Genomic DNA, 23439 nt, shown 5'->3' on the forward strand with positions numbered 1-23439 from the left:
CACAGTTTTAGCTCATCGGACGTGTTAGCGTTTACTCTCTCGCGGCTGCCTTTTGGCAGCCGCTTGTGATTCAAGCCCGCGTGATCAGGGAGAGGTATTCACAGCGTGCAAATGGATATGGGTTACTCGACGCGTCTTCAACGCCGCTTTATGTGGTGGTTTTTTAGCCTTAGCATTATTCCTGTGATAATTCTGACCGGTTACTTTACATGGAGTCAGTCACAGCTGTTGATCACCCAAGCCCACCAACAGCTGGAGAACGAACGAGATCGCTACTACTTCACCATCAAAGAATATTTTCATGATCAGGTGCGTGCCGTTGTTAACCTTGCAGACTCCGACTTGGCGATCAGCAGTGGTGGGCGCTTCTATGGCTTTCCGAATGCGTTCGCCCAATTGAGTGAAGACACGTCCCAGGCGCACCGACAGCTCATGCAAATCCTGCAGCAAAACGCAGGAACACACCTCAATACCAAAAACCAGAATTATCATCGCCTTTATCGACAGTTTAACCGTCAATACCAATCATGGATGGCAAGGTATGAGTTCAATAATGTGGCGATGTTTGACCGAAGCCAACACCTCGTTTTTGCCGTCAAAGCCACGCCACAGTTGCTCGCGGATACCAGACTACGCCAAGCCGTCACCCAACTCTTAGATGCCCCGCCTAAGCGGCGCCCTAAGTGGGTACGCACTCACTTTGCTCCCCAAGGCTCACGCACCATGCAAGCATGGTATCTCGCCCCGATACTGAAAAGCGGTCAGATCCAAAGTATCCTTGCCGTAAGTACCACGACGGACAACTTGTCCTCCATGCTACGTCAGCTTCAACGCCCTCACTCAGCCTTATGGCTTATTGATCAATCGCATCAGTCCTTACTCAGTGGCTGGGTACCCCGCTCAAGTCATGCCAAACTCGCTGTTTCCCCTCCCCAAGCGGCAATTATAAAAAGCTTAGAGGGTCAACAAGGAGTATTGTCACCCAGCGTCTATGCATTGATGCCACAACTGACCGCTTATCGTCCCGTCAGCATCGGCAACACATCTTGGGCACTGATAACTTGCACCCCCAAGCAAAGTGCGTATCAGCCGCTTTATCGCCTGTATTCAATCAGTGTGGCCTTGGTGATAGCCCTGATTGTATTACTGCTATTTATTGGGCACTGGCTCTCCCATCGTCTTGCTCTCCCTATGTTGCAACTGACTTGGTGCGCAGAACAATTTGCAGCCGGTGAGCTCGACTATCCAGTGACGCATCGGCAACGCCAAGATGAAATCGGACGGCTTGCCACTGCCTTATCGCACCTGCAACACCGCTTAAAAGCGACGTGCTTTTCAACATCATCTCCCTCACCTAGTGAGCACACGCCTGCAATGCAGTCAGACAGCTTACATCACAGCTTAGTCATCGCGATGAACCTCGCGTTAGATGCATGGGGCGGTGATAAAGTCGGTTTGGCCGAGCAAAGTGGTCTATGGCGCGTCTATTCCGACAAAGGTAGCCTGCAAACAAGAACTTTGGACAAATACCTACACCTTGAAACGGTTCCCAAAACGCCGCGTTGGCGGAATGTGGTACGCAGTCTCGATTTCGTCCTTCAGCATACGGACAGACAATCGCCTTACTACCAATCCTTAAAACAGGCCCAACAAGAAATCCAACATTGGATTACCGACCGCCGTTAACGTTGTCATTGAGAGTCCGCGGCCTTATAGTGGCTCAAACCCTTAATCGCTAGGTCGTAATGGCGCTTTCACTTCCTCAATTGCGAGTGTTTTTAACTATCGTGCAAGAGGGCACGATCACCGCCGCCGCCAAGAAACTGTTTCTCAGTAAGCCAGCGGTCAGCATGGCGCTTGCCGAGTTAGAAAGTCAGCTCGGTTACCCCTTGTTTGATCGACGCGGCAACCGACTCCACCTTAACGACCAAGGTGCTGCGCTGATCCCTAAAGCGGATGAATTGCTAACCCGTAGCGATGAGATTAGCGCGGCACTGAAAGACGACAGCCAGTTGATTGGTTGCCTACGATTAGGGGGAAGCGATACGGTGGGCAACCAGCTTTTGCCGGCACTGATCAGCGATTTTCGTCATGTAACCGCGCATCAACAGCAAACATTGGTGATTGCAAACAGCCAAGAGATCATCGCTCGTCTGCAACATTTCGAGCTGGATATCGGATTAATAGAAGGTGAAATCCAACATCCCGATTTACTGCAAACGCCTTGGCTAAGTGATCAGATGGCGGTGGTGTGTCACCCTGATCACCCACTTGTCAGTCAAGCGCCGTTAAGTGTTGGGGATCTCGACAATCAAACTTGGCTGATCCGCGAATCTGGCTCGGGCACACGTGAGCACTTTCTCTCACGCCTTGCTCCTCGCTTCGAGCGCTGGCACCTTTCTTTCGAGCTCAATACCACAGAAGCGATTTTAAACGCCGCGAGTGCCGGGTTAGGCTTGGCATATCTGTCTAAGCTCTCCGCTCAACACGCCATTGCTGACGGTCGAGTCGTTGCCCTCGAACTCCCTTTGCTATTATCCCGGCGCTATTGGCTCGTGCGTCACAAAGATAAATACCAGTCAGGTCTACTGACCCGCTTCTGGGATTTCTGCTTACACTGGCAACCTCAACCTCTATCTTCTTAACCCCAAGACACCCAACTACAGATACAAAAAAGCCCCGACCGTGAGGTCAGGGCTTGGTGTTTTCTCGTCAAAGTCTTACGCACATCCGCTTTGATATTTAAATTTTTGCTAACTAAAGCCCAACATGAGGCTCTAATTAGATTATCTTGTTTGATGCGATGAGGATGTTGAATCGAGACGCGCAGTGTATGCCAATACATGAGCATCACAGATATCAATAGCATCGAGCTATCAACAAGATAAGCAATGAAAGCCTGGCGATGTCCTACTCTCACATGGGGAGACCCCACACTACCATCGGCGCTGCTTCGTTTCACTACTGAGTTCGGCATGGAATCAGGTGGGTCCAAAGCGCTATGGTCGCCAAGCAAAATTTTGTAATCTAGAAAGCTGTTCGTTCTCGCCACAATCAACTGGCTTATTTTAAGTCCAACCCAAAACCTCTTGGGTGTTGTATGGTTAAGCCTCACGGGCAATTAGTACAGGTTAGCTCAACGCCTCACAGCGCTTACACACCCTGCCTATCAACGTCGTAGTCTACGACAACCCTTTAGAGAGCTCGAAGCTCTAGGGATNGTAATCTAGAAAGCTGTTCGTTCTCGCCACAATCAACTGGCTTATTTTAAGTCCAACCCAAAACCTCTTGGGTGTTGTATGGTTAAGCCTCACGGGCAATTAGTACAGGTTAGCTCAACGCCTCACAGCGCTTACACACCCTGCCTATCAACGTCGTAGTCTACGACAACCCTTTAGAGAGCTCGAAGCTCTAGGGATGACTCATCTCGGGGCCAGCTTCGCGCTTAGATGCTTTCAGCGCTTATCTGTGCCGAACTTAGCTACCGGGCAATGCGTCTGGCGACACAACCCGAACACCAGCGGTTCGTCCACTCCGGTCCTCTCGTACTAGGAGCAGCTCCCCTCAATCATCCAACGCCCACGGCAGATAGGGACCGAACTGTCTCACGACGTTCTAAACCCAGCTCGCGTACCACTTTAAATGGCGAACAGCCATACCCTTGGGACCGACTTCAGCCCCAGGATGTGATGAGCCGACATCGAGGTGCCAAACACCGCCGTCGATATGAACTCTTGGGCGGTATCAGCCTGTTATCCCCGGAGTACCTTTTATCCGTTGAGCGATGGCCCTTCCATTCAGAACCACCGGATCACTATGACCTACTTTCGTACCTGCTCGAGCCGTCACTCTCGCAGTTAAGCGGGCTTATGCCATTGCACTAACCTCACGATGTCCGACCGTGATTAGCCCACCTTCGTGCTCCTCCGTTACTCTTTGGGAGGAGACCGCCCCAGTCAAACTACCCACCAGGCACTGTCCTCACCCCRGATAAYGGGGCTAAGTTAGAACATCAAACATACAAGGGTGGTATTTCAAGGATGGCTCCACGACAACTGGCGTCGCCGCTTCAAAGCCTCCCACCTATCCTACACATGTAGGCTCAATGTTCAGTGCCAAGCTGTAGTAAAGGTTCACGGGGTCTTTCCGTCTAGCCGCGGGTACACAGCATCTTCACTGCGATTTCAATTTCACTGAGTCTCGGGTGGAGACAGCGTGGCCATCATTACGCCATTCGTGCAGGTCGGAACTTACCCGACAAGGAATTTCGCTACCTTAGGACCGTTATAGTTACGGCCGCCGTTTACCGGGGCTTCGATCAATGGCTTCTCTTGCGATAACCACATCAATTAACCTTCCGGCACCGGGCAGGCGTCACACCGTATACGTCATCTTTCGATTTTGCACAGTGCTGTGTTTTTAATAAACAGTTGCAGCCACCTGGTATCTGCGACTGCCCATAGCTCCATCCGCAAGGGACTTCACCGTGGGCAGCGTACCTTCTCCCGAAGTTACGGTACCATTTTGCCTAGTTCCTTCACCCGAGTTCTCTCAAGCGCCTTGGTATTCTCTACCCGACCACCTGTGTCGGTTTGGAGTACGGTTGCTACTTACCTGAAGCTTAGAGGCTTTTCCCGGAAGCATGGCATCAATGACTTCACCACCTTGGTGGCTCGACATCGTGTCTCGGCCTTGATTTCCCGGATTTGCCTAAGAAATCAGCCTACGCACTTGAACCTGGACRACCATCGCCAGGCCCACCTAGCCTTCTCCGTCCCCCCATCGCAGTAAGCAGCAGTACGGGAATATTAACCCGTTTCCCATCGACTACGCCTTTCGGCCTCGCCTTAGGGGCCGACTTACCCTGCCCCGATTAACGTTGGACAGGAACCCTTGGTCTTCCGGCGAGGAGGTTTTTCACCCCCTTTATCGTTACTCATGTCAGCATTCGCACTTGTGATACCTCCAGCATGCCTCTCAGCACACCTTCAACRGCTTACACAACGCTCCCCTACCCAATATCCATRAGGACATTGCCGCAGCTTCGGTGTATCGCTTAGCCCCGTTACATCTTCCGCGCAGGCCGACTCGACCAGTGAGCTATTACGCTTTCTTTAAATGATGGCTGCTTCTAAGCCAACATCCTGGCTGTCTGAGCCTTCCCACATCGTTTCCCACTTAGCGATAACTTTGGGACCTTAGCTGGCGGTCTGGGTTGTTTCCCTCTCCACGACGGACGTTAGCACCCGCCGTGTGTCTCCCGGATAGTACTTACTGGTATTCGGAGTTTGCAAAGGGTTGGTAAGTCGGGATGACCCCCTAGCCTTAACAGTGCTCTACCCCCAGTAGTATTCGTCCGAGGCGCTACCTAAATAGCTTTCGGGGAGAACCAGCTATCTCCGAGTTTCGGTCACCCCACGAAGAGGCTCCCACTGCTTGTACGTAGACGGTTTCAGGTTCTATTTCACTCCCCTCACAGGGGTTCTTTTCGCCTTTCCCTCACGGTACTGGTTCACTATCGGTCAGTCAGGAGTATTTAGCCTTGGAGGATGGTCCCCCCATGTTCAGACAAGATATCACGTGTCCCGTCCTACTCGTTTTCACGRCTAAGGCGCTGTCGGTTACGGGGCTATCACCCTTTATTGCCAGGTTTTCCAACCTGTTCACCTAACGCCTAAGCCGCTTAAGGGCTGCTCCGGGYTCGCTCGCCGCTACTGCCGGAATCTCAATTGATTTCTTTTCCTTCGGGTACTTAGATGTTTCAGTTCCCCGAGTTCGCCTCTTAGCGCTATGTATTCACGCTAAGATACCTGCTTATGCAGGTGGGTTTCCCCATTCGGAAATCCCAGAYTCAAATGGCTTTTACTGCCTTATCTGGGCTTATCGCAAGTTAATACGTCCTTCATCGCCTCTGACTGCCAAGGCATCCACCGTCTACGCTTARTCACTTAACCATACAACCCCAARAGGTCTTTTTGCTCGATCTTTCTCTTTTATACGGCCTCTTGCTCACCGTTTGCTTGGTCACGTAACACGTTACGCTCCCCGCGACAAACGCCTCGCGCGAGATTGTCTAAAAAAGAAATCTRCGTCGCAAAACCACTSAGTGTTGAATCATCAACYAATTAAGGTTTTGTTTTTGCCGGACTCAAAATAGAGACTTTGCTTATCACTAAGACAAAGCCCAAGCACACTTGATTGTGTGAGTGACATTTCTGTCACTGATTGAGAACTTTACTGTCATTCTTTAAGAATGACTTGTCAGCTTTCCAGATTGTTAAAGAGCATGTGTGTCTATCATAAAGACAAACCACTTTATTATTTGCTTTCAGACACAGCTTTTCGCAACAGGAGATAACTGCTGTGAAAAACGAATAATAAAGTGGTGGAGCTATGCGGGATCGAACCGCAGACCTCCTGCGTGCAAAGCAGGCGCTCTCCCAGCTGAGCTATAGCCCCAATATAATATGGCGTTTCTCTTTGAAAGAGAAATGGTGGGCGATACCGGGCTCGAACCAGTGACCCCCTCCTTGTAAGGGAGGTGCTCTCCCAACTGAGCTAATCGCCCATCCTTCAGACTTGGTGGAGCTAGGCGGGATCGAACCGCCGACCTCTTGCATGCCATGCAAGCGCTCTCCCAGCTGAGCTATAGCCCCGCGTCTGAGAAATGGTGGGTTGTACAGGATTCGAACCTGTGACCAATTGATTAAAAGTCAACTGCTCTACCAACTGAGCTAACAACCCAARTGGCGTCCCATAGGGGAGTCGAACCCCTGTTACCGCCGTGAAAGGGCGGTGTCCTAGGCCTCTAGACGAATGGGACTTTATACGGATGATTTATCTTCGCTAGCCGCGTTGCTTTCATTGCTCAGGCAATCACATAGTACTCCTATGCTCAGGCCATTCGCACTTCAAACGCCTTGCTATCTAAGCAAATCATCACGCCTAAGCAATAATTCCTAGGCGTGTTTGGCATTGGGATGCCAAACCTCTCTTTATACTTCAACCTATACAATCTGTGTGAACACTCGCAAGAATAGCGTCAGTAAGGAGGTGATCCAGCCCCAGGTTCCCCTAGGGCTACCTTGTTACGACTTCACCCCAGTCATGAACCACACCGTGGTAAACGCCCTCCCGAAGGTTAAGCTATCTACTTCTGGTGCAGCCCACTCCCATGGTGTGACGGGCGGTGTGTACAAGCAATCTGTGTGAACACTCGCAAGAATAGCGTCAGTAAGGAGGTGATCCAGCCCCAGGTTCCCCTAGGGCTACCTTGTTACGACTTCACCCCAGTCATGAACCACACCGTGGTAAACGCCCTCCCGAAGGTTAAGCTATCTACTTCTGGTGCAGCCCACTCCCATGGTGTGACGGGCGGTGTGTACAAGGCCCGGGAACGTATTCACCGCAGCATTCTGATCTGCGATTACTAGCGATTCCGACTTCATGGAGTCGAGTTGCAGACTCCAATCCGGACTACGACAAACTTTAAGGGATTCGCTTAACATCGCTGTCTCGCTGCCCTCTGTATCTGCCATTGTAGCACGTGTGTAGCCCTACTCGTAAGGGCCATGATGACTTGACGTCGTCCCCACCTTCCTCCGGTTTATCACCGGCAGTCTCCCTGGAGTTCCCACCNGACTTCATGGAGTCGAGTTGCAGACTCCAATCCGGACTACGACAAACTTTAAGGGATTCGCTTAACATCGCTGTCTCGCTGCCCTCTGTATCTGCCATTGTAGCACGTGTGTAGCCCTACTCGTAAGGGCCATGATGACTTGACGTCGTCCCCACCTTCCTCCGGTTTATCACCGGCAGTCTCCCTGGAGTTCCCACCTTTACGTGCTGGCAAACAAGGATAAGGGTTGCGCTCGTTGCGGGACTTAACCCAACATTTCACAACACGAGCTGACGACAGCCATGCAGCACCTGTCTCAGAGYTCCCGAAGGCACCAATCCATCTCTGGAAAGTTCTCTGGATGTCAAGAGTAGGTAAGGTTCTTCGCGTTGCATCGAATTAAACCACATGCTCCACCGCTTGTGCGGGCCCCCGTCAATTCATTTGAGTTTTAACCTTGCGGCCGTACTCCCCAGGCGGTCTACTTAATGCGTTAGCTCCGAAAGCCAAAGTCTAAAACCTCAGCCTCCAAGTAGACATCGTTTACGGCGTGGACTACCAGGGTATCTAATCCTGTTTGCTACCCACGCTTTCGCATCTGAGCGTCAGTCTTTGTCCAGGGGGCCGCCTTCGCCACTGGTATTCCTTCAGATCTCTACGCATTTCACCGCTACACCTGAAATTCTACCCCCCTCTACAAGACTCTAGCCTGCCAGTTTCAAATGCGGTTCCGAGGTTGAGCCCCGGGCTTTCACATCTGACTTAACAAACCGCCTGCATGCGCTTTACGCCCAGTAATTCCGATTAACGCTCGCACCCTCCGTATTACCGCGGCTGCTGGCACGGAGTTAGCCGGTGCTTCTTCTGCAGCTAACGTCAAGCAATGCACGTATTAAGTACACTACCTTCCTCACTGCTGAAAGTGCTTTACAACCCGAAGGCCTTCTTCACACACGCGGCATGGCTGCATCAGGGTCTCCCCCATTGTGCAATATTCCCCACTGCTGCCTCCCGTAGGAGTCTGGGCCGTGTCTCAGTCCCAGTGTGGCTGATCATCCTCTCAAACCAGCTAAGGATCGTCGCCTTGGTAAGCCRTTACCTTACCAACTAGCTAATCCTAACTGGGCCCATCCCAACGCGATAGCTTACATGYAGAGGCCACCTTTGGTCCGTAGACATTATGCGGTATTAGCCGTCGTTTCCAACGGTTATCCCCCTCGTCAGGGCAGGTTCCCAGCCRTTACTCACCCGTCCGCCGCTCGACGYCCAGTAAATCCACCGAAGCTTCAATACTGCCGTTTCCGCTCGACTTGCATGTGTTAGGCCTGCCGCCAGCGTTCAATCTGAGCCATGATCAAACTCTTCAATTAAAGTTTTTTCGAAACCGAAGTTTCAGCTCAATGAATACTGATTACTGTTTATCTCCGAAGAGAAAAACGAATTGACTGTGCCGAACAACTATAAAAGTTGTCGTTTGGTCACTCAGTTCATCGAATAAATCTTTTTGTCTATTCTCAACGAGTGCCCACACAGATTGCATAGGTCAAATTGTTAAAGAGCGYCGCTCAATCTTGAGCGGGAGTGGCATTTTACGCCACCGAGGCAGTGAGTCAAGCTTTTTGTTTACTTGGCTTTGCTGCCGTTTGTTAGCGCGGTTTGCCGTGCCAACGAGGAGCGAATTATAGGGTGATAAATTTAAGTCGCAAGTCTTTTTTTCAACGAAATTAACCGTTAGAACAAATTATCACCAAAAAGGTACAAAAGTGTGATTCTGATAGGCTCGTGTGAATTAGCTCAATGCACTTGGGACATCTGCGATGGAATCCACCACGCAGGTTGCTAACGATTCGCCTTCCTCGGTCACAGGCTTTCCTGATCTCACGAGAATGCGGGTAGCCACACCGGCAGCTTGTGCAGCCTTCATGTCATCGGCTTTATCACCGACCATCACCGAGCGTGACATATCAATATCGAGCTCTTGCTGAGCGTCAATCAACATACCCGGCTTGGGTTTGCGACAATCGCAATCAATCCGATACTCACCGACCCCTTCACTGGCATGATGTGGGCAGTAATAAATACCGTCAAAGTCCACGCCCTTGTCGGCAAAGTTCCAATCCATCCATTCCGTCAGCTGCAAAAAGTCTTGCTCAGAGTAATAACCACGGGCGATACCGGCTTGGTTGGTCACCAGCACTAATAAATACCCTCTTTCTTTTAGGGCGCGGCATGCGTCGAACACTCCTTCGATATACTCAAAATTATCGATATCCGCCACATAGCCGTGGTCGACATTGACCACACCATCGCGATCAATAAAAACAGCGGGAAAACTCACTCACAATTCCTCATTCAGTGTCAGGCGATAATTATGACATGCTGCGTGGTTGCTTGCATCTTTGCATACTCAATGAAACTCGCGTGTTAAGATTAGCGTCGTCTATTAACCGAACTTCACCCTATGCAAGATACTTTCTCTATCTCTCCTGTTGGCACCTTGATTTCTCCGTTTAAAGAAAAGTTTGCTGTGCCGCGACAACCGGGCCTAGCACCCAGTGCCTTGGCATATATTGAATTGCGTGATGACGCGAATCAGCTTGATGCAGTAAGAGGTATTGAGCAATTTTCCCACCTTTGGTTACTATTCTTGTTCGATCGTAATTTAGATAAAGGTTGGTCCCCGACAGTTCGCCCCCCGCGTTTGGGTGGAAACGAGCGAGTCGGCGTCTTTGCCAGCCGTGCGACCTTTCGTCCCAATGGTATCGGCATGTCGGCGGTAGAGCTGGTTCGCGTTGAGTCTACACCGGGTCAAGTCCGGTTAATCGTACGGGGGTGCGATCTTGTCAATCGAACGCCAATTATCGATATCAAACCTTATATCCCCTACTCTGACTGTCTTGATAGTGCTCAGGGCGGGTTTGCTCAGCAAAAGCCTGACTTGATGCCGGTGCATTTTTCTAATCCCGCCCTCGCGACACTCTCTCAACATCCTGAGGGCATATACCAACGCCAAGTGATTGAAGAGGTGCTCGCACAAGACCCTCGCCCTGCCTATAAAAAGGGCAAGCCAGATACTAAGCACTATGCCGTCCACCTGTTCGATTTCAATGTGCGTTTCATGGTGTCTGACGACCAGATTCACGTTGAGGCCATAGAAGCTTTTGTCGAAACACCCCCGCGCTGTTAATATGCCCTACTTATTATTGATCGCTAATATCAACGGATAACTTTAAATGCGTACCAGTCAATATCTGCTTTCTACTTTGAAAGAAACCCCTAGCGACGCAGAAATTGTCAGCCACCAGCTGATGCTGCGCGCAGGTATGATTCGTAAACTTGCTTCAGGTCTATACACTTGGCTGCCGACCGGTGTACGAGTGCTACAAAAAGTTGAGCGCATCGTACGGGAAGAAATGAACAAGTCAGGCGCTGTCGAGACGCTTATGCCAGTGGTACAGCCTGCAGATCTATGGCAAGAAACAGGACGCTGGGAAAAGTTTGGTCCGGAACTGCTTCGCATCGCTGATCGTCACGAACGTCCCTTTGTACTTGGACCTACGCATGAAGAAGTGATTACTAACTTGGTGCGCAACGAGATTAACTCGTATAAACAACTGCCGATCAATCTGTATCAGATTCAAACCAAATTCCGTGATGAGGTGCGGCCACGCTTTGGCGTGATGCGTTCACGTGAATTTATCATGAAAGATGCATATAGCTTTGATATCGACAAAGCGGGTATGGAGCAAAGCTACGAGAAAATGCGTGCGGCTTACTGCGCCATTTTCGATCGCATGGGTCTTGATTACCGCGCGGTACTGGCAGACACCGGGGCGATTGGTGGCTCAGCGTCACATGAGTTCCACGTGCTCGCAGGTAGCGGGGAAGATCTGATTGCTTTCTCCACCGAGTCCGATTACGCCGCCAACATCGAAAAAGCAGAAGCACTCGCGCCTAAAGATCAGGCTGAGGCGCCAACCCAAGCGATGGAATTGGTCGACACGCCAAATGCAAAAACCATTGCCGAGTTGGTTGAGCAATTTAAGTTGCCGATCGAAAAAACCGTCAAGACCCTGTTTGTTAAGGCCTCTGATGAAGTAGACGCCGACCTGATCGCGCTGATTATTCGCGGCGATCATGAACTCAACGAAGTGAAGGCAGAAAACCTTCCTGAAGTTGCGGCGCCATTAACCTTTGCGACAGAAGAAGAAATTCGCGCCTTGGTCGGTGCTGGTCCCGGTTCATTAGGTCCGGTCAATCTTCCTGCGCCATTTATTGTCGATCGCAGCGTCGCGGTAATGAATGATTTCGGCGCCGGTGCCAACATTGACGACAAACACTACTTTGGCATCAACTGGGGCCGTGACGTTGAACTTGGCCAAGTTGCCGATTTGCGTAATGTGGTTGAAGGCGATCCTAGCCCATGTGGCAAAGGCACCTTGATGTTTAAGCGCGGTATTGAAGTTGGCCATATTTTCCAGTTGGGTAACAATTACTCGGAGAAAATGGGCGCAGGCGTCCTCGGCCAAGATGGCAAAAATACAACCCTAGAAATGGGCTGTTATGGTATTGGTGTGACACGTGTGGTTGCAGCTGCGATTGAGCAAAACCATGATGAAAATGGCATCATTTGGCCTGACGCGATTGCACCGTTTACCGTTGCGATTGTGCCGATGAATATGCACAAGTCTGAGCGTGTCCGCGAAGCGGCTGAAAAGCTTTACGCTGATCTTACAGCTGCCGGTATCGAGGTACTCTTTGATGATCGTAAAGAGCGTCCCGGGGTAATGTTCTCAGACATTGAGCTAGTCGGTGTGCCGCATACCATCATAATCGGTGAGCGCAGCATGGATAATGGCGTGTTTGAATATAAGCATCGCCGCGACGGTGAGAAAGTGCCGTTCGCTATCGACAACTCCTTGTCGTTTATCCAAGCAAAACTGGCTTAAGCCTTATCGTGTAATGAGTGAATGCCCCGCGTTGCGGGGCATTTTTTTAACCGATCGCTTGCTGATACGCTTTTTCGGCAAATGACCAATTCACCACCTTCCACCACGCATTCACGTAGTCAGGACGTTTATTCTGGTAATTAAGATAATAAGCATGCTCCCAGACATCGCACCCTAAAATCGGTTCACCTTTGACCTCTGCAATATCCATCAATGGATTGTCTTGATTAGCCGTTGATGTGATCGCAAGCTGGCCATCCTCTTTCACCACCAGCCACGCAAAACCTGAACCAAACTGACCAATTGCCGCCTGACTAAACGCCTCTTTAAATGCATCAAGCGAGCCGAAGGTCTCTACAATCGCATCGTAGAGTGCGCCTTCTGGCGCAGGCTTAGGATTCGGCGTCATCGATTGCCAGTAAATAAGGTGGTTATAGTACCCTCCCCCATGATTACGAATCGCAGCCGGCAGCGACGAGATATCTCGAAACAAATCCTCAACCGGTTCACCGTCGCGGGCTGTCTCTTTTATCGCAGCCACGAATTTATCGAAATAGGTTTTGTGGTGACGCTGGTGATGAATGCGCATGGTAGCCTCATCAATATGCGGTTCGAGAGCATCATAGGTATAAGGTAAATCTGGAAACGAATAAGTCATCTTGTCACTCCATCGATTAATTGACCTCCTCACCATAGATCGAATTGATAATGATTTTCAACCTCATTATCTATAGTAAAAAAGAAACGGATGTTGTGATGACCAACGTGCGACAGGGCGCGTGAAGTAACTATAATCAAGCTGTTAGCCTTTTAACGTCGTCGGTTATATGCCTACACACAAGCCTAAAATCGCTCTCGTCCTGACTGGTGGTGGTGCACGTGCGGCCTATCAAGTCGGTGTGCTAGCTGCCATTGCTGAATGGTATCCTCGCGTTCATACCAGTCCATTTACGATATATTCCGGCACATCTGCCGGCGCAATCAATGCGGTGTCTCTGGCTAGCTATGCGTCATCTTTTCGACTGGGCGTCAAAAAGTTGTCATGGCTATGGCATCGGCTCGATACGTCACGTATTTTTGCCAGTCAGCCTATTGGCTTGTTAAGTCACCTCGCTAGCCAAACAGGACAACGCTTTCAATCACGCTATCAACCCACTTCACCTTTTGGCCTGTTAAATAATCGCCCATTGCGTGAATTGCTTAATCAAACCATTAATTTTAATAAGTTAAACTATCAGTTACTGTCCGGTCACCTCCATGGCCTATCGGTGACTGCTTCCAACTATCAAACCGGCCAATCGGTCAGTTTTTTTCAAGGTGATGCCAGTATTTCGCCGTGGGAGCGGGCAAGGGCTGTCGGCCGACGCAGTCAACTCTCGACAGAACATTTACTGGCCTCTTCTGCTATTCCCTTTGTATTCCCTGCTTCACGCATTGGCCATGAGTTTTATGGGGATGGTGCGATTCACCAAATCGCCCCTTTGCGACCGGCGATTAAAATGGGTGCGGAACGGATCCTCATCTTGGACTTAACCACAGGTATTCGCACTGCCGGTAATATCGACCCGTCAGCGCCAGGGCTCGCCATGCTGGGTGGTCACCTGATGAACGCAATATTTGCTGATACCTTGTCTGCCGATTTAGAAAACTTGCAGCGCATGAACCAAATTCACCTTGCCCTGAACGACGCGCAGCGCCACCAGCTAGGATTAAGAAAAGTGAATGTCTTACACCTGCGTCCATCGGTCCCTTTCGAGCCCGTGGCCAAGCGGTTTTATCGTCAAATGCCCTTTGCCGCACGCGCCCTGTTAAGGCTTTTAGGCATCAATGCCTCACAAGATGCCACCTTTGCCAGTTATTTATTGTTCGAGCCGGCATATCTTCGCCAGTTAATTGACATCGGATACCAAGACGCACAGAATCACAGATCCCAAATCCTCTCCTTGTTGATAGAATAGTCATCCCAAAAGAACGAGATAGATCGCAGCCAAACGACGTCTCTTCGCCTTGATAATAGGCTGGCATGGATTCTGCTTATTCAGCATGACCCACAAATCAGATAGCTGTTGATTATTAATGACTGCCTCGCATTTAAAGCAATTCACACACTCTGGCATCGCCCCGCGTAAAGTTCCGCTGGGTGCTGATCAGCGTTTGTTGTTGCTACAAAAGCTGCAAGGACACCTCGATATCAAGGTATTGTTTGAGGTGTATGCACGAGAGGTAGAAAAGCAGATTGATATTGGTCGTATCATTTGGGAGCACGACGAAATCTCAAACATTATCCGTCGTGGTGAGCAACATACTTTCCGCCAAACCTTCGCGATTAAATTTAATAAGCAACCATTAGGGGTGCTGCAGTACTCCACCCCGTATAAGCTTGATCCGGATGAAATTAGCCTGTTACACACTTACCATAAGTTACTTGCCGGTCCACTGACCAATGCGGTTGAATATACCCGTGTAAAGAACATGGCACTGCTAGATGGATTAACCGGACTGCACAACCGAACCAGCTTTGAGCAGGATTTGCAGCACGCGGTTGCCGTTTGTGAACGACAAAATATTGGCTTGGTCATGATGATGTTTGATATGGATAACTTTAAACAAGTCAATGACAACTATGGCCATCTAGACGGTGATAAAGTGCTTCGTCGTTTTTCGTTGCTGGTCAAAGAGGCGGTGCGAGGTAGCGACCGCTGTTATCGTTTAGGCGGTGACGAATTCGCGGTGTTGCTGCAGCCCGCCGGTGATGATTCTGTCGCCAATGTCACCGATAGAGTCAAACACTTGGTCGCCAATGACCGATTACTCAGCGCGCACGATATCAGCGCATCGGTTGGCTATGCCCAATATCGCAAAGGCGATAACAGTGTTTCGCTTTATGAGCGCGCCGACCAGAGCATGTATCGCCAAAAACGCGCTCGCTAACTCTTTCCTCGACGGCTCTCCTTTCGCTATAGTGCGTGCAGTACTATTGAGGAGATCCATTATGAAAGTTGCAGATTGCTGTGAACTCATCCGCCAGCGCTATGCCGAAATTGGCAGTGGCGAACAAGGCTACATCCCTGCAGCTATCAGCTGCGCGCTGAAAGCATTAAATGATGTCGCGAGTGACGAGAGTGTTTCACCAGCTCGTCGTGAACAAGCCGCATTTGCTGCTGCCAATTTATTGATTAGCGATCACGAGGATTAAAATGGATTTGAAAAACTATGCCTCGATGGATCCAGTCATGCTAATGAGCATTATTAACATGAAGTTACGCGATGAGTTTGCCAGTTTAGAGGACTTAGTGCGTTACTATGATATCGACCGCGAGACCTTGTGTGCGCGCTTAGCGGATGCTGGCTTTACGTATTTAGAAGACGCCAAACAGTTCCGTTAACTCATCTCGCCTTGTCTGTTAAACAGCAATAAAAAAGCGGACTAATGTCCGCTTTTTTTCGTGCCATCATTCGCCTTTAGCCAAGTGAGACCCACAACACTGTGGCTACCAACACAGGACAAACAAACTTCACATACACAGGCCAGATTTTCCAGAACAGACTCTGCTCAATATCATCATAACCTTCGCGCAATGCAGCTAGCTTGCGATCACGCGACCAAATCCAACCACCAAATAGGCAGAAGAGGAGTGCCGCAAAAGGTTGGAAATATTGGGTAGCCACCTTCGCAACTAAGCCAAATAGCGCACCGAAGTTAAACACAATCACCGCACTGCAGAGCGCAATCACACCCCCTAACACCCAGCTGGTGATTTTTCGGCTTGAGCCCAAGCGCTCACTGGCCAGCGCTACAGGACACTCCAGCATAGAAATCGAGGATGTCAGTGCCGCGATGGTCATCAGCAAAAAGAAGACGAGAGACACATACGGGCCTGCCGCGCCTAAACTTTCAAATAATAAAGGCAATACAGTAAACACTAAGGTGTCTGCACTGAGCAAACTGCCGTCTTGCGCGTAAATCTCGACGCCTTGATGCATGGCAACAAACATGGCTGGCAACACCACTAGCCCAGCAATCACCGCCACTGCAGTATCGACCAAGGTGACACTCAGTGCCATTTTCGGCAGGTTTTCTTTGTGGCTAAGGTACGAGCCATAAATCAACATGGAGCATCCGCCTATGGTCAGAGAGAAGAAGCCCTGTCCCATGGCTGCTAATAGCAAATCTTTGTCCATCACTTTGCTAAAGTCGGGGATCAGGTAGTGCTTTAAGCCTTCTGTCGCGCCGGGCAGCGTCATGATATAGACAAACATCGCAGCAAAGAGGACAAACAGCGCTGGCATGAGACGGGTTGACCAACGCTCAATCCCCTGCTTGACCCCCGCCTGTACGATCACAATGGTGAGCACATAAAACACCACCGCCCCAAAGAGATTACGTGATGCTGAGAAGCCTTTTAACCAAGCGGATGCGTCTGAAAACTGGAAAATGTCTGCCACTGCAGCCAATAAAAAAGAGACTAACCATCCGCCAACAATGCTGTAAAACGCCAAAACCATACAAGGTACGGCCAAGCCAATCAGCCCCACGCCACTGCCAAAACGCTTCAGGAGAGGGTTATCACTCAGCGCACGCATACTGTCCAACGGGTTAGCGCGGCCATGACGACCAATCGCCATTTCCACGACCAACATAGGAAAAGCAACGAGTAAGATCATCAGTAAGTAGACTAATAAAAATGCGCCGCCCCCATTGCTCGCCGCCTGCGTTGGGAACCCCCAAATATTGCCTAGTCCCACAGCCGCGCCGGCTGCAGCAAGGACAAAGCCTATTCGGGTGCCAAATAATTCACGACTCGATGCCATTACTTCTTTACCGCAATGTATCATTAGACTAGTACATTAAGTAATTCGGACAATTTTAGCAAGTGTCGTTTATCTGACTGGTGGTTTTATGAGCAGACAGATAATTGGCGGGTAAGGGATATGTTAAGCAGTGTTTTCTCGCTCCCAGACTAAACTCCATAACTTTCCGGCCGCTGCTTGACTGACAAAGCAATCCGCCACGGCGATTACACCACGCTCGTCGCAAAGGATTGGCAAGCGACGCCGCTGCCAACTTGGGATACCGTATTCTTGATAAAGCTTCTTCAGCTTACGACGGCCTTGCCGTCCGGCAGGATGGGCGCTTAACCCGCTGGGATTAAACTGCACCGATAGCCAAGATTGTGGCAGAGAACCTAATGCCAATCCTTGCGCGTTCTCTGTGTAGGGAAGAAGCACCAAGCGCCCTAATCCATCCGGCAAATAGAGTGGCGATTGTGGCGTCAGTTTACCTTGCCATGCAGTGACATCCGCAGAGTCTGCAATAAGATACAAACGCTGCTGATAACGACGAATGGTCTTTCCATCAACCGACAGTTGCGGGTTAGCATCCACTCTTGCCTGCACCACATCCTGGATCAGCGTATTAAGCTGGGCCTGAGTTAAAATCAGATCATGGTACTTCAACCAGTGTCGTAACATCGCTCGACACAGAGCAAGATCCGCAAGAGGGAGATGTGCCAAAGACAAACTGTTGTCCGTATCGATGGCGTTTTCGACCAAAGGGGCGATAAATGTTGCTAAGAGCGCCGCTTGCTCTTGGCATAATTGCTGCGTGCGTTGCACGGCAGTACGAAACCCCGGCCAACGCGCGTCAGCTTCTGGGAGCCATTGTTGACGGATAAAATTACGATCAAAGTGTGTATCTTGGTTGCTCGGGTCTTCCACCCATGCCAACCCTTTTTGACGCGCGTAGTGATGCAATTGCGCCCGTGACGCTGCCAACAAAGGACGGACTAAGAGCCCTTTGCCGAGTTTTCTCACAGTGGGCATTCCCGCCAATCCTTCCAGACCACTTCCTCGCTTCAATGCCAAAAAGAAGGTCTCGATTTGATCATCGCTGTGTTGCGCGGTAAGAACGAGTCCATGGGGTTGGAGTAACCCTTGAAAGGCTTGATAGCGTGCCTCTCTAGCTGCATGCTCTGTGCTTAACTCAGGGTCGAGAGTGACATGTTTTAGGATGAAGGAAAAACCCGCTTGCTCCGCCCAAACCTGACATTGGGCCGCCCATTTATCGGCATCGGCCTGCAAACCATGATGAACATGACACACGGAATAGTCGTGCTGCGGATGCTGGTCGCGATAACTGGCCAATAGATCCAGCAGTACCCGAGAGTCTAATCCCCCACTCAGGGCTAAAAGAATTTGTCGTGGCTGAGCCGTTAGCGGCGCCAGCGTGTCTGTCAGGTATTGGATGAGCATAAGCATCTGTCATTGTGAGTCTGCGCCTATTGTTGCTGGCGCGTAGCAAAAAGAAAAGGGCCATTAGGCCCTTTCTTGTGCTCGATTGCCGAGTGGCAATTAGCAGTAACCATAACTGAGCAAACGCTGATATCGGCGGTCGCGTAGGCTTTCAGTATCCAATGCTTCCAAATCCGCGAGCTGGCTAATCAAAGTTTGTTTAATGCTCTGTGCCGTCGCTTTCATATCACGATGAGCACCACCTAGAGGCTCTTCAATCACGGCATCAATCAAGCCCAGCTCTTTCAAGCGTGGTGCAGTCATCCCCATTGCGTCTGCCGCTTGCGGTGCTTTGGCCGAATCGCGCCACAAAATAGAGGCGCAGCCTTCGGGCGAAATCACGGAGTATGTCGAATACTGAAGCATATTGACGTAGTCACCAACACCGATCGCCAAGGCACCGCCTGAGCCGCCTTCACCAACCACATTACAGATCACCGGCACTGTCAGGCCCGCCATTTCCTTCAAGTTACGTGCAATGGCTTCTGACTGACCACGCTCTTCTGCTCCCACGCCTGGGTAAGCACCAGCAGTATCAATAAAAGTGATCACCGGCATGTTGAATCGCTCTGCCATTTTCATCAAGCGTAATGCTTTGCGATATCCTTCAGGCTTTGGCATACCAAAATTACGCTTTACCTTCTCGTTGGTATCACGGCCTTTTTGGTGACCAATTACCATCACTGGACGTCCTTCTAAGCGAGCAACACCGCCAACCAAGGCTTTGTCATCCGCATAGGCGCGATCGCCCGCCAGCTCGTCAAACTCGTGAAAGATAAGATCGACATAGTCATAGGTGTAAGGACGTTGAGGGTGGCGCGCCAGTTGTGCCACTTGCCACGCCCCTAAATCACCAAAGATCTTGCGCGTAAGCTCAAGACTCTTGGTTTCCAGTTGTTCAATTTCCTTATCGAGATTAACCGCATCTTCTCCGCCACGCTTGGAGACAGCGCGAAGGGCTTCGATTTTAGCTTCTAGCTCTGCGATCGGTTGTTCGAATTCTAAAAAGTTAAGACTCATACCAAGAGAATCCTATTGGTCACCGCCGGTGTACGCGAGGCRTCACCAGCTAAGCTTAGTTAAACTCTAATTCGACCTGCTCGTCGCCAAGCAAGCCTTTTAAATTATCGATCAGTTCATCCGCGGGGGTAATTCGCCACTCCGCCCCTAAACGTAACCGCGCCCGTGCATCACGGCGCTGGTAATAAAGATTCACTGGCACAGTCCCTGAGCGGTAAGGTGCCAACGTATCATGAAACCGTTCAAAAAACGGGGCATCAATTTGATCTTCCATGATAGAGATGCCCAAACAGCGCGCATACTTTTCTCGCGCTTGGCTGATGTCCATGACTTCACGGGCCGTCATTTTAAGCCCACCATTGAAGTCATCAAAGCTGACCTGTCCTGAGACCACCAGAATTCTGTCTTTCTCAACCAGATCGAGATATTTGTCGAGTACGTCAGAAAAAAGCATCACTTCCATACGGCCCGAGCGATCATCGAGGGTTAAGATTCCAAGACGTGAGCCGCGCTTGGTGGTCATGACACGCGCAGCAATCACAAGACCGGCAACCGTAGACACCACATCACGCTTAGTGGCATGCGCATCTTCCAATCGCCATGTCACATAGTGTTTAAGCTCTTTACGATAGCTATTGATGGGATGGCCGGTCAAATACAGCCCTAGGGTTTCTCGCTCCCCTTCCAGCCACACCTTATCTGGCCAAGGCGCCACATTCGCGTAGGCGTGCTCGACCTCTTCCGGTGCATCCGTGAGAACACCAAACATATCCGTTTGTCCGTAAGACTCGGCTTGATGATGCTGACTGGCCGCGCGAATAGCGTCATCGAGTGATGCCATCATTGCCGCACGATGAGGGCCAAGCCTATCCATGGCGCCTGCGCGAATCAAGCGTTCAATCACACGCTTATTGACTTTTTTGGTATCAATGCGCGCACAGAAATCAAATAAGTCACGGAAGTAGCCATCTTGCTCTCGCGCCGCGACAATATTGTCGATCGGTCCTTCACCCACCCCTTTAATCGCGCCAATACCGTAAACAATCTCTCCTTTGTCATTGACGGTAAAGCGGTGCAAACCCGCGTTCACATCTGGGGGAAGCACCGTCAGTTTCATGCGACGGCACTCTTCCACCAGTCCGACAACTTTATCGGTGTTATCCATATCTGCGGTCATAACGGCCGCCATGAATTCAGCCGGATAATGCGCCTTTAACCACAGTGTTTGATAAGAAACCAAGGCATAAGCGGCGGAGTGCGATTTGTTGAAACCATAACCGGCAAACTTTTCCACCAAGTCAAAGATACGCATGGCAAGTTCGCCATCAATCCCGTTTGCGATCGCGCCTTTTTCAAAGATGTCGCGCTGCTTGGCCATTTCTTCGGGTTTTTTCTTACCCATCGCACGACGCAGCAAATCAGCACCACCGAGCGTATACCCGGCTAAGATCTGGGCAATTTGCATCACCTGCTCTTGATACAAGATGATGCCGTAGGTAGGTTCAAGGGTCTCTTGCAGTGACTCATGCTGCCACTTCTCATCGGGATAAGAGACTTGTTCTCGTCCGTGTTTACGATCGATAAAGTTATCCACCATCCCTGATTGCAATGGGCCTGGGCGGAACAGAGCCACCAGTGCGATCATGTCTTCAAAACAGTCCGGTTGGAGGCGCTTGATCAGCTCTTTCATGCCCCGCGATTCCAGCTGGAACACTGCTGTCGTCTCAGCCTTACGCAGCATCTCGAATGATGCTTGGTCCGCCATCGGAATCGCCGCGATATCGATCGGGTCTTTGCCTTGCGCTTGTAAGCGAGGGTTAATCATTCCCAGCGCCCAGTCGATAATGGTCAACGTCCGCAGCCCCAAGAAGTCAAACTTCACAAGACCGGCCGTTTCAACATCGTTTTTATCAAACTGGGTGACAGGGTGATGCCCTTCACTGTCACAATATAGCGGTGCAAAGTCCGTAATGGTCGTCGGTGAAATCACCACCCCGCCCGCGTGCTTACCCGCGTTACGTGTCACCCCTTCGAGCATGCGGGCCATGTCGATCAACGCTTTGACTTCTTCGTCTGCGTTATAAACCTCAACCAACTGCGGTTCAGCTTCAAACGCCTTTGCCAGCGTCATGCCTGGGTCGGGCGGCACCAATTTAGAAATACGGTCAACAAAGCCATAAGGGTGACCCAATACACGACCCACGTCTCGGATCACCGCTTTGGCCGCCATGGTACCGAAAGTAATGATCTGGGATACCGCATCCCGGCCGTACATTTCGGCCACGTGATCGATCACCAAATCACGCTTATCCATGCAAAAGTCGACATCGAAGTCGGGCATGGAAACCCGCTCTGGGTTCAAGAAGCGTTCAAAAAGCAGATCGAACTCTAGCGGATCCAAATCTGTGATTTTAAGGGCGTACGCAACCAAGGAGCCGGCCCCTGAGCCCCGTCCGGGTCCCACAGGAATATCGTTATCTTTTGACCATTGGATAAACTCCATCACGATCAAAAAGTAACCGGGGAAGCCCATTTGGTTAATCACACCGAGTTCACGGTCAAGGCGCTCGTCGTATTCAGGTCGCTTGAGGGCGCGCTCTTTCTCATCGGGGAAGAGAAACGCCAGTCGCTCTTCTAGGCCTTCTTTGGAGCGTTTGACCAAGTACTGATCAATCTCCATCCCTTCGGTTGGGAAGTTCGGCAGGAAGTATTCATTAAGCCTGACCGGCACATTACAGCGCTTGGCAATTTCCACGCTATTTGCCAATGCTTCTGGGATATCCGCAAAGAGCTCGCACATCTCTTGCTCGGTGCGCAGATATTGTTCGGCACTATAGTTTTTCGGGCGACGAGGATCGTCTAACGTGTAACCATCGTGGATGGCCACTCGGATCTCGTGGGCGTCAAACTCGTCGGGCGAGATAAAGCACACTTCGTTCGTCGCCACCACTGGCAAGTCGTGCTCGGTGGCAAAGTCGACCGCAAAGTGCAGGTACACTTCTTCATCCTGACGTCCGGTGCGAACGAGTTCCATGTAGTAAGCATTCGGAAAATGGGCTTGATAAAAACGGGCGCACTCTTCAGCAAGCGCCTTATTGCCTTTCAGCAAGGCTTTACCCAAGTCTCCTCGGCAACCGCCAGATAATACAATCAACCCGTCAGCATGTTCTACCAGCCACTCTTGGTCGATCACTGGCGTGTGTTGAACATGGCCGCGCAAGTAAGCTTTGGATATCAGTAAAGTGAGGTTTTTATACCCCGCTTTATCCGCAGCAAGAAGGGTCAGCTGGCATAATTCATCGCCAAACGCTTCCGACTGCACCTTAAAATCGGCACCAATGATAGGTTTCACACCCACATTATTCGCGGTGTTATAGAACTTTACCAACCCACAAAGGTTGCTAAAGTCTGTCAAGGCCATCGCAGGCATGCCCATTTCGGCCACTTTCTTAACCAGTGGCGGGACTTTGGACAACCCATCGACCATGGAGAAATCACTGTGAATACGTAAATGGACGAAACGTGGCTCAGACATAAAACTCGTTACTATCTAGGGATTGG

The 23439-nt window shown here is 50.5% G+C and carries 14 protein-coding genes, 5 tRNA genes and 3 rRNA genes; 8 read left to right on the forward strand and 14 right to left on the reverse strand.

Going from position 1 to position 23439, the window contains the following annotated elements; all coding sequences use genetic code 11:
• Positions 1 to 111: 111 nt before the first annotated feature.
• Together BZJ19_RS07495 and BZJ19_RS07500 are read left to right on the forward strand one after the other, a co-directional pair.
• Positions 112 to 1686: a HAMP domain-containing protein gene (locus BZJ19_RS07495; RefSeq protein WP_077675140.1), complete on the forward strand. Its 1575-nt coding sequence runs from the start codon at positions 112 to 114 to the stop codon at positions 1684 to 1686.
• A gap of 59 nt (positions 1687 to 1745) precedes the next feature.
• Positions 1746 to 2645 (forward strand): LysR substrate-binding domain-containing protein, encoded by a 900-nt coding sequence (locus BZJ19_RS07500; protein WP_077675141.1) that lies wholly within the window; start codon positions 1746 to 1748, stop codon positions 2643 to 2645.
• 252 nt (positions 2646 to 2897) lie between these two features.
• Here the strand turns inward: BZJ19_RS07500 and rrf are convergent.
• The 9 genes from rrf to gmhB form a co-directional block, all read right to left on the reverse strand.
• Positions 2898 to 3013 (reverse strand): 5S ribosomal RNA (rrf, locus tag BZJ19_RS07505).
• A 286-nt stretch (positions 3014 to 3299) separates the two neighbouring features.
• Positions 3300 to 5954: ribosomal RNA gene (locus tag BZJ19_RS07510) — 23S ribosomal RNA — on the reverse strand.
• A 429-nt stretch (positions 5955 to 6383) separates the two neighbouring features.
• A tRNA-Ala gene (locus tag BZJ19_RS07515) sits at positions 6384 to 6459 on the reverse strand.
• 33 nt (positions 6460 to 6492) lie between these two features.
• A tRNA-Val gene (locus BZJ19_RS07520) sits at positions 6493 to 6568 on the reverse strand.
• Between the two features lie 12 nt (positions 6569 to 6580).
• Positions 6581 to 6656 (reverse strand) — tRNA-Ala (locus BZJ19_RS07525).
• A 12-nt stretch (positions 6657 to 6668) separates the two neighbouring features.
• A tRNA-Lys gene (locus tag BZJ19_RS07530) sits at positions 6669 to 6744 on the reverse strand.
• Between the two features lie 3 nt (positions 6745 to 6747).
• Positions 6748 to 6823 (reverse strand) — tRNA-Glu (locus BZJ19_RS07535).
• A gap of 411 nt (positions 6824 to 7234) precedes the next feature.
• A 16S ribosomal RNA gene (locus BZJ19_RS07540) occupies positions 7235 to 8988 on the reverse strand.
• Together the 16S, 23S and 5S rRNA genes with 5 tRNA genes alongside form the textbook arrangement of a ribosomal RNA operon.
• A gap of 419 nt (positions 8989 to 9407) precedes the next feature.
• A complete protein-coding gene (gmhB, locus tag BZJ19_RS07545) occupies positions 9408 to 9956 on the reverse strand; it encodes a D-glycero-beta-D-manno-heptose 1,7-bisphosphate 7-phosphatase (RefSeq protein WP_077675142.1) in 549 nt (182 codons plus the stop codon).
• Positions 9957 to 10079: 123 nt separating this feature from the next.
• Between gmhB and tsaA the strand changes: the two genes are divergently transcribed.
• Positions 10080 to 10805, forward strand: a complete 726-nt coding sequence (gene tsaA / locus BZJ19_RS07550) for a tRNA (N6-threonylcarbamoyladenosine(37)-N6)-methyltransferase TrmO (RefSeq protein WP_077675143.1) — start codon at positions 10080 to 10082, stop codon at positions 10803 to 10805.
• Positions 10806 to 10851: 46 nt separating this feature from the next.
• Entirely contained in the window at positions 10852 to 12567 is a 1716-nt protein-coding gene (locus BZJ19_RS07555) for a proline--tRNA ligase (protein ID WP_077675144.1), read from the forward strand.
• A 46-nt stretch (positions 12568 to 12613) separates the two neighbouring features.
• Here BZJ19_RS07555 and BZJ19_RS07560 read toward each other — a convergent pair whose 3' ends face one another.
• On the reverse strand, positions 12614 to 13225 hold the full coding sequence (locus BZJ19_RS07560) for a superoxide dismutase (RefSeq protein WP_077675145.1): 612 nt from the start codon (positions 13223 to 13225) through the stop codon (positions 12614 to 12616).
• 169 nt (positions 13226 to 13394) lie between these two features.
• Between BZJ19_RS07560 and BZJ19_RS07565 the strand changes: the two genes are divergently transcribed.
• The 4 genes from BZJ19_RS07565 (at position 13395) to BZJ19_RS07580 (ending at position 15953) form a co-directional block, all read left to right on the forward strand.
• A complete protein-coding gene (locus BZJ19_RS07565; RefSeq protein ID WP_077675146.1) occupies positions 13395 to 14525 on the forward strand; it encodes a patatin-like phospholipase family protein in 1131 nt (376 codons plus the stop codon).
• 118 nt (positions 14526 to 14643) lie between these two features.
• Entirely contained in the window at positions 14644 to 15498 is an 855-nt protein-coding gene (locus BZJ19_RS07570; protein ID WP_077675147.1) for a GGDEF domain-containing protein, read from the forward strand.
• A 61-nt stretch (positions 15499 to 15559) separates the two neighbouring features.
• Positions 15560 to 15763, forward strand: coding sequence for a YaeP family protein (locus BZJ19_RS07575; RefSeq protein ID WP_069588633.1), 204 nt, complete (start codon positions 15560 to 15562; stop codon positions 15761 to 15763).
• 1 nt (position 15764) lies between these two features.
• Entirely contained in the window at positions 15765 to 15953 is a 189-nt protein-coding gene (locus BZJ19_RS07580; RefSeq protein WP_069588631.1) for a DUF4250 domain-containing protein, read from the forward strand.
• A 76-nt stretch (positions 15954 to 16029) separates the two neighbouring features.
• On the opposite strand, the gene BZJ19_RS07585 is transcribed toward BZJ19_RS07580, so the two are convergent.
• From BZJ19_RS07585 to dnaE, 4 genes are all read right to left on the reverse strand, one after another.
• Positions 16030 to 17379, reverse strand: coding sequence for a sodium-dependent transporter (locus BZJ19_RS07585; protein WP_069588629.1), 1350 nt, complete (start codon positions 17377 to 17379; stop codon positions 16030 to 16032).
• 123 nt (positions 17380 to 17502) lie between these two features.
• The gene (tilS, locus tag BZJ19_RS07590; RefSeq protein WP_077675148.1) at positions 17503 to 18819 is read right to left on the reverse strand and encodes a tRNA lysidine(34) synthetase TilS; all 1317 of its coding nucleotides are present in this window, start codon (positions 18817 to 18819) and stop codon (positions 17503 to 17505) included.
• A 99-nt stretch (positions 18820 to 18918) separates the two neighbouring features.
• Positions 18919 to 19878, reverse strand: a complete 960-nt coding sequence (gene accA, locus BZJ19_RS07595; protein ID WP_077675149.1) for an acetyl-CoA carboxylase carboxyl transferase subunit alpha — start codon at positions 19876 to 19878, stop codon at positions 18919 to 18921.
• A 55-nt stretch (positions 19879 to 19933) separates the two neighbouring features.
• Positions 19934 to 23413: a DNA polymerase III subunit alpha gene (gene dnaE, locus BZJ19_RS07600; RefSeq protein WP_077675150.1), complete on the reverse strand. Its 3480-nt coding sequence runs from the start codon at positions 23411 to 23413 to the stop codon at positions 19934 to 19936.
• Positions 23414 to 23439: the final 26 nt, after the last annotated feature.

Source organism: Salinivibrio proteolyticus, assembly GCF_001996165.1.
GTDB classification, from domain to species: domain Bacteria; phylum Pseudomonadota; class Gammaproteobacteria; order Enterobacterales; family Vibrionaceae; genus Salinivibrio; species Salinivibrio proteolyticus.

What these genes read in the sequence shown, in the direction of transcription:
- BZJ19_RS07585 (WP_069588629.1), bottom strand. Translation starts at nt 17,379, where the DNA reads ATGGCATCGAGTCGTGAATTATTTGGCACCCGAATAGGCTTTGTCCTT.
- BZJ19_RS07570 (WP_077675147.1), top strand. Translation starts at nt 14,644, where the DNA reads ATGACTGCCTCGCATTTAAAGCAATTCACACACTCTGGCATCGCCCCG.
- tsaA (WP_077675143.1), top strand. Translation starts at nt 10,080, where the DNA reads ATGCAAGATACTTTCTCTATCTCTCCTGTTGGCACCTTGATTTCTCCG.
- tilS (WP_077675148.1), bottom strand. Translation starts at nt 18,819, where the DNA reads ATGCTCATCCAATACCTGACAGACACGCTGGCGCCGCTAACGGCTCAG.
- BZJ19_RS07560 (WP_077675145.1), bottom strand. Translation starts at nt 13,225, where the DNA reads ATGACTTATTCGTTTCCAGATTTACCTTATACCTATGATGCTCTCGAA.
- BZJ19_RS07495 (WP_077675140.1), top strand. Translation starts at nt 112, where the DNA reads ATGGATATGGGTTACTCGACGCGTCTTCAACGCCGCTTTATGTGGTGG.
- BZJ19_RS07500 (WP_077675141.1), top strand. Translation starts at nt 1,746, where the DNA reads ATGGCGCTTTCACTTCCTCAATTGCGAGTGTTTTTAACTATCGTGCAA.
- dnaE (WP_077675150.1), bottom strand. Translation starts at nt 23,413, where the DNA reads ATGTCTGAGCCACGTTTCGTCCATTTACGTATTCACAGTGATTTCTCC.
- BZJ19_RS07555 (WP_077675144.1), top strand. Translation starts at nt 10,852, where the DNA reads ATGCGTACCAGTCAATATCTGCTTTCTACTTTGAAAGAAACCCCTAGC.
- accA (WP_077675149.1), bottom strand. Translation starts at nt 19,878, where the DNA reads ATGAGTCTTAACTTTTTAGAATTCGAACAACCGATCGCAGAGCTAGAA.
- BZJ19_RS07575 (WP_069588633.1), top strand. Translation starts at nt 15,560, where the DNA reads ATGAAAGTTGCAGATTGCTGTGAACTCATCCGCCAGCGCTATGCCGAA.
- BZJ19_RS07565 (WP_077675146.1), top strand. Translation starts at nt 13,395, where the DNA reads ATGCCTACACACAAGCCTAAAATCGCTCTCGTCCTGACTGGTGGTGGT.
- BZJ19_RS07580 (WP_069588631.1), top strand. Translation starts at nt 15,765, where the DNA reads ATGGATTTGAAAAACTATGCCTCGATGGATCCAGTCATGCTAATGAGC.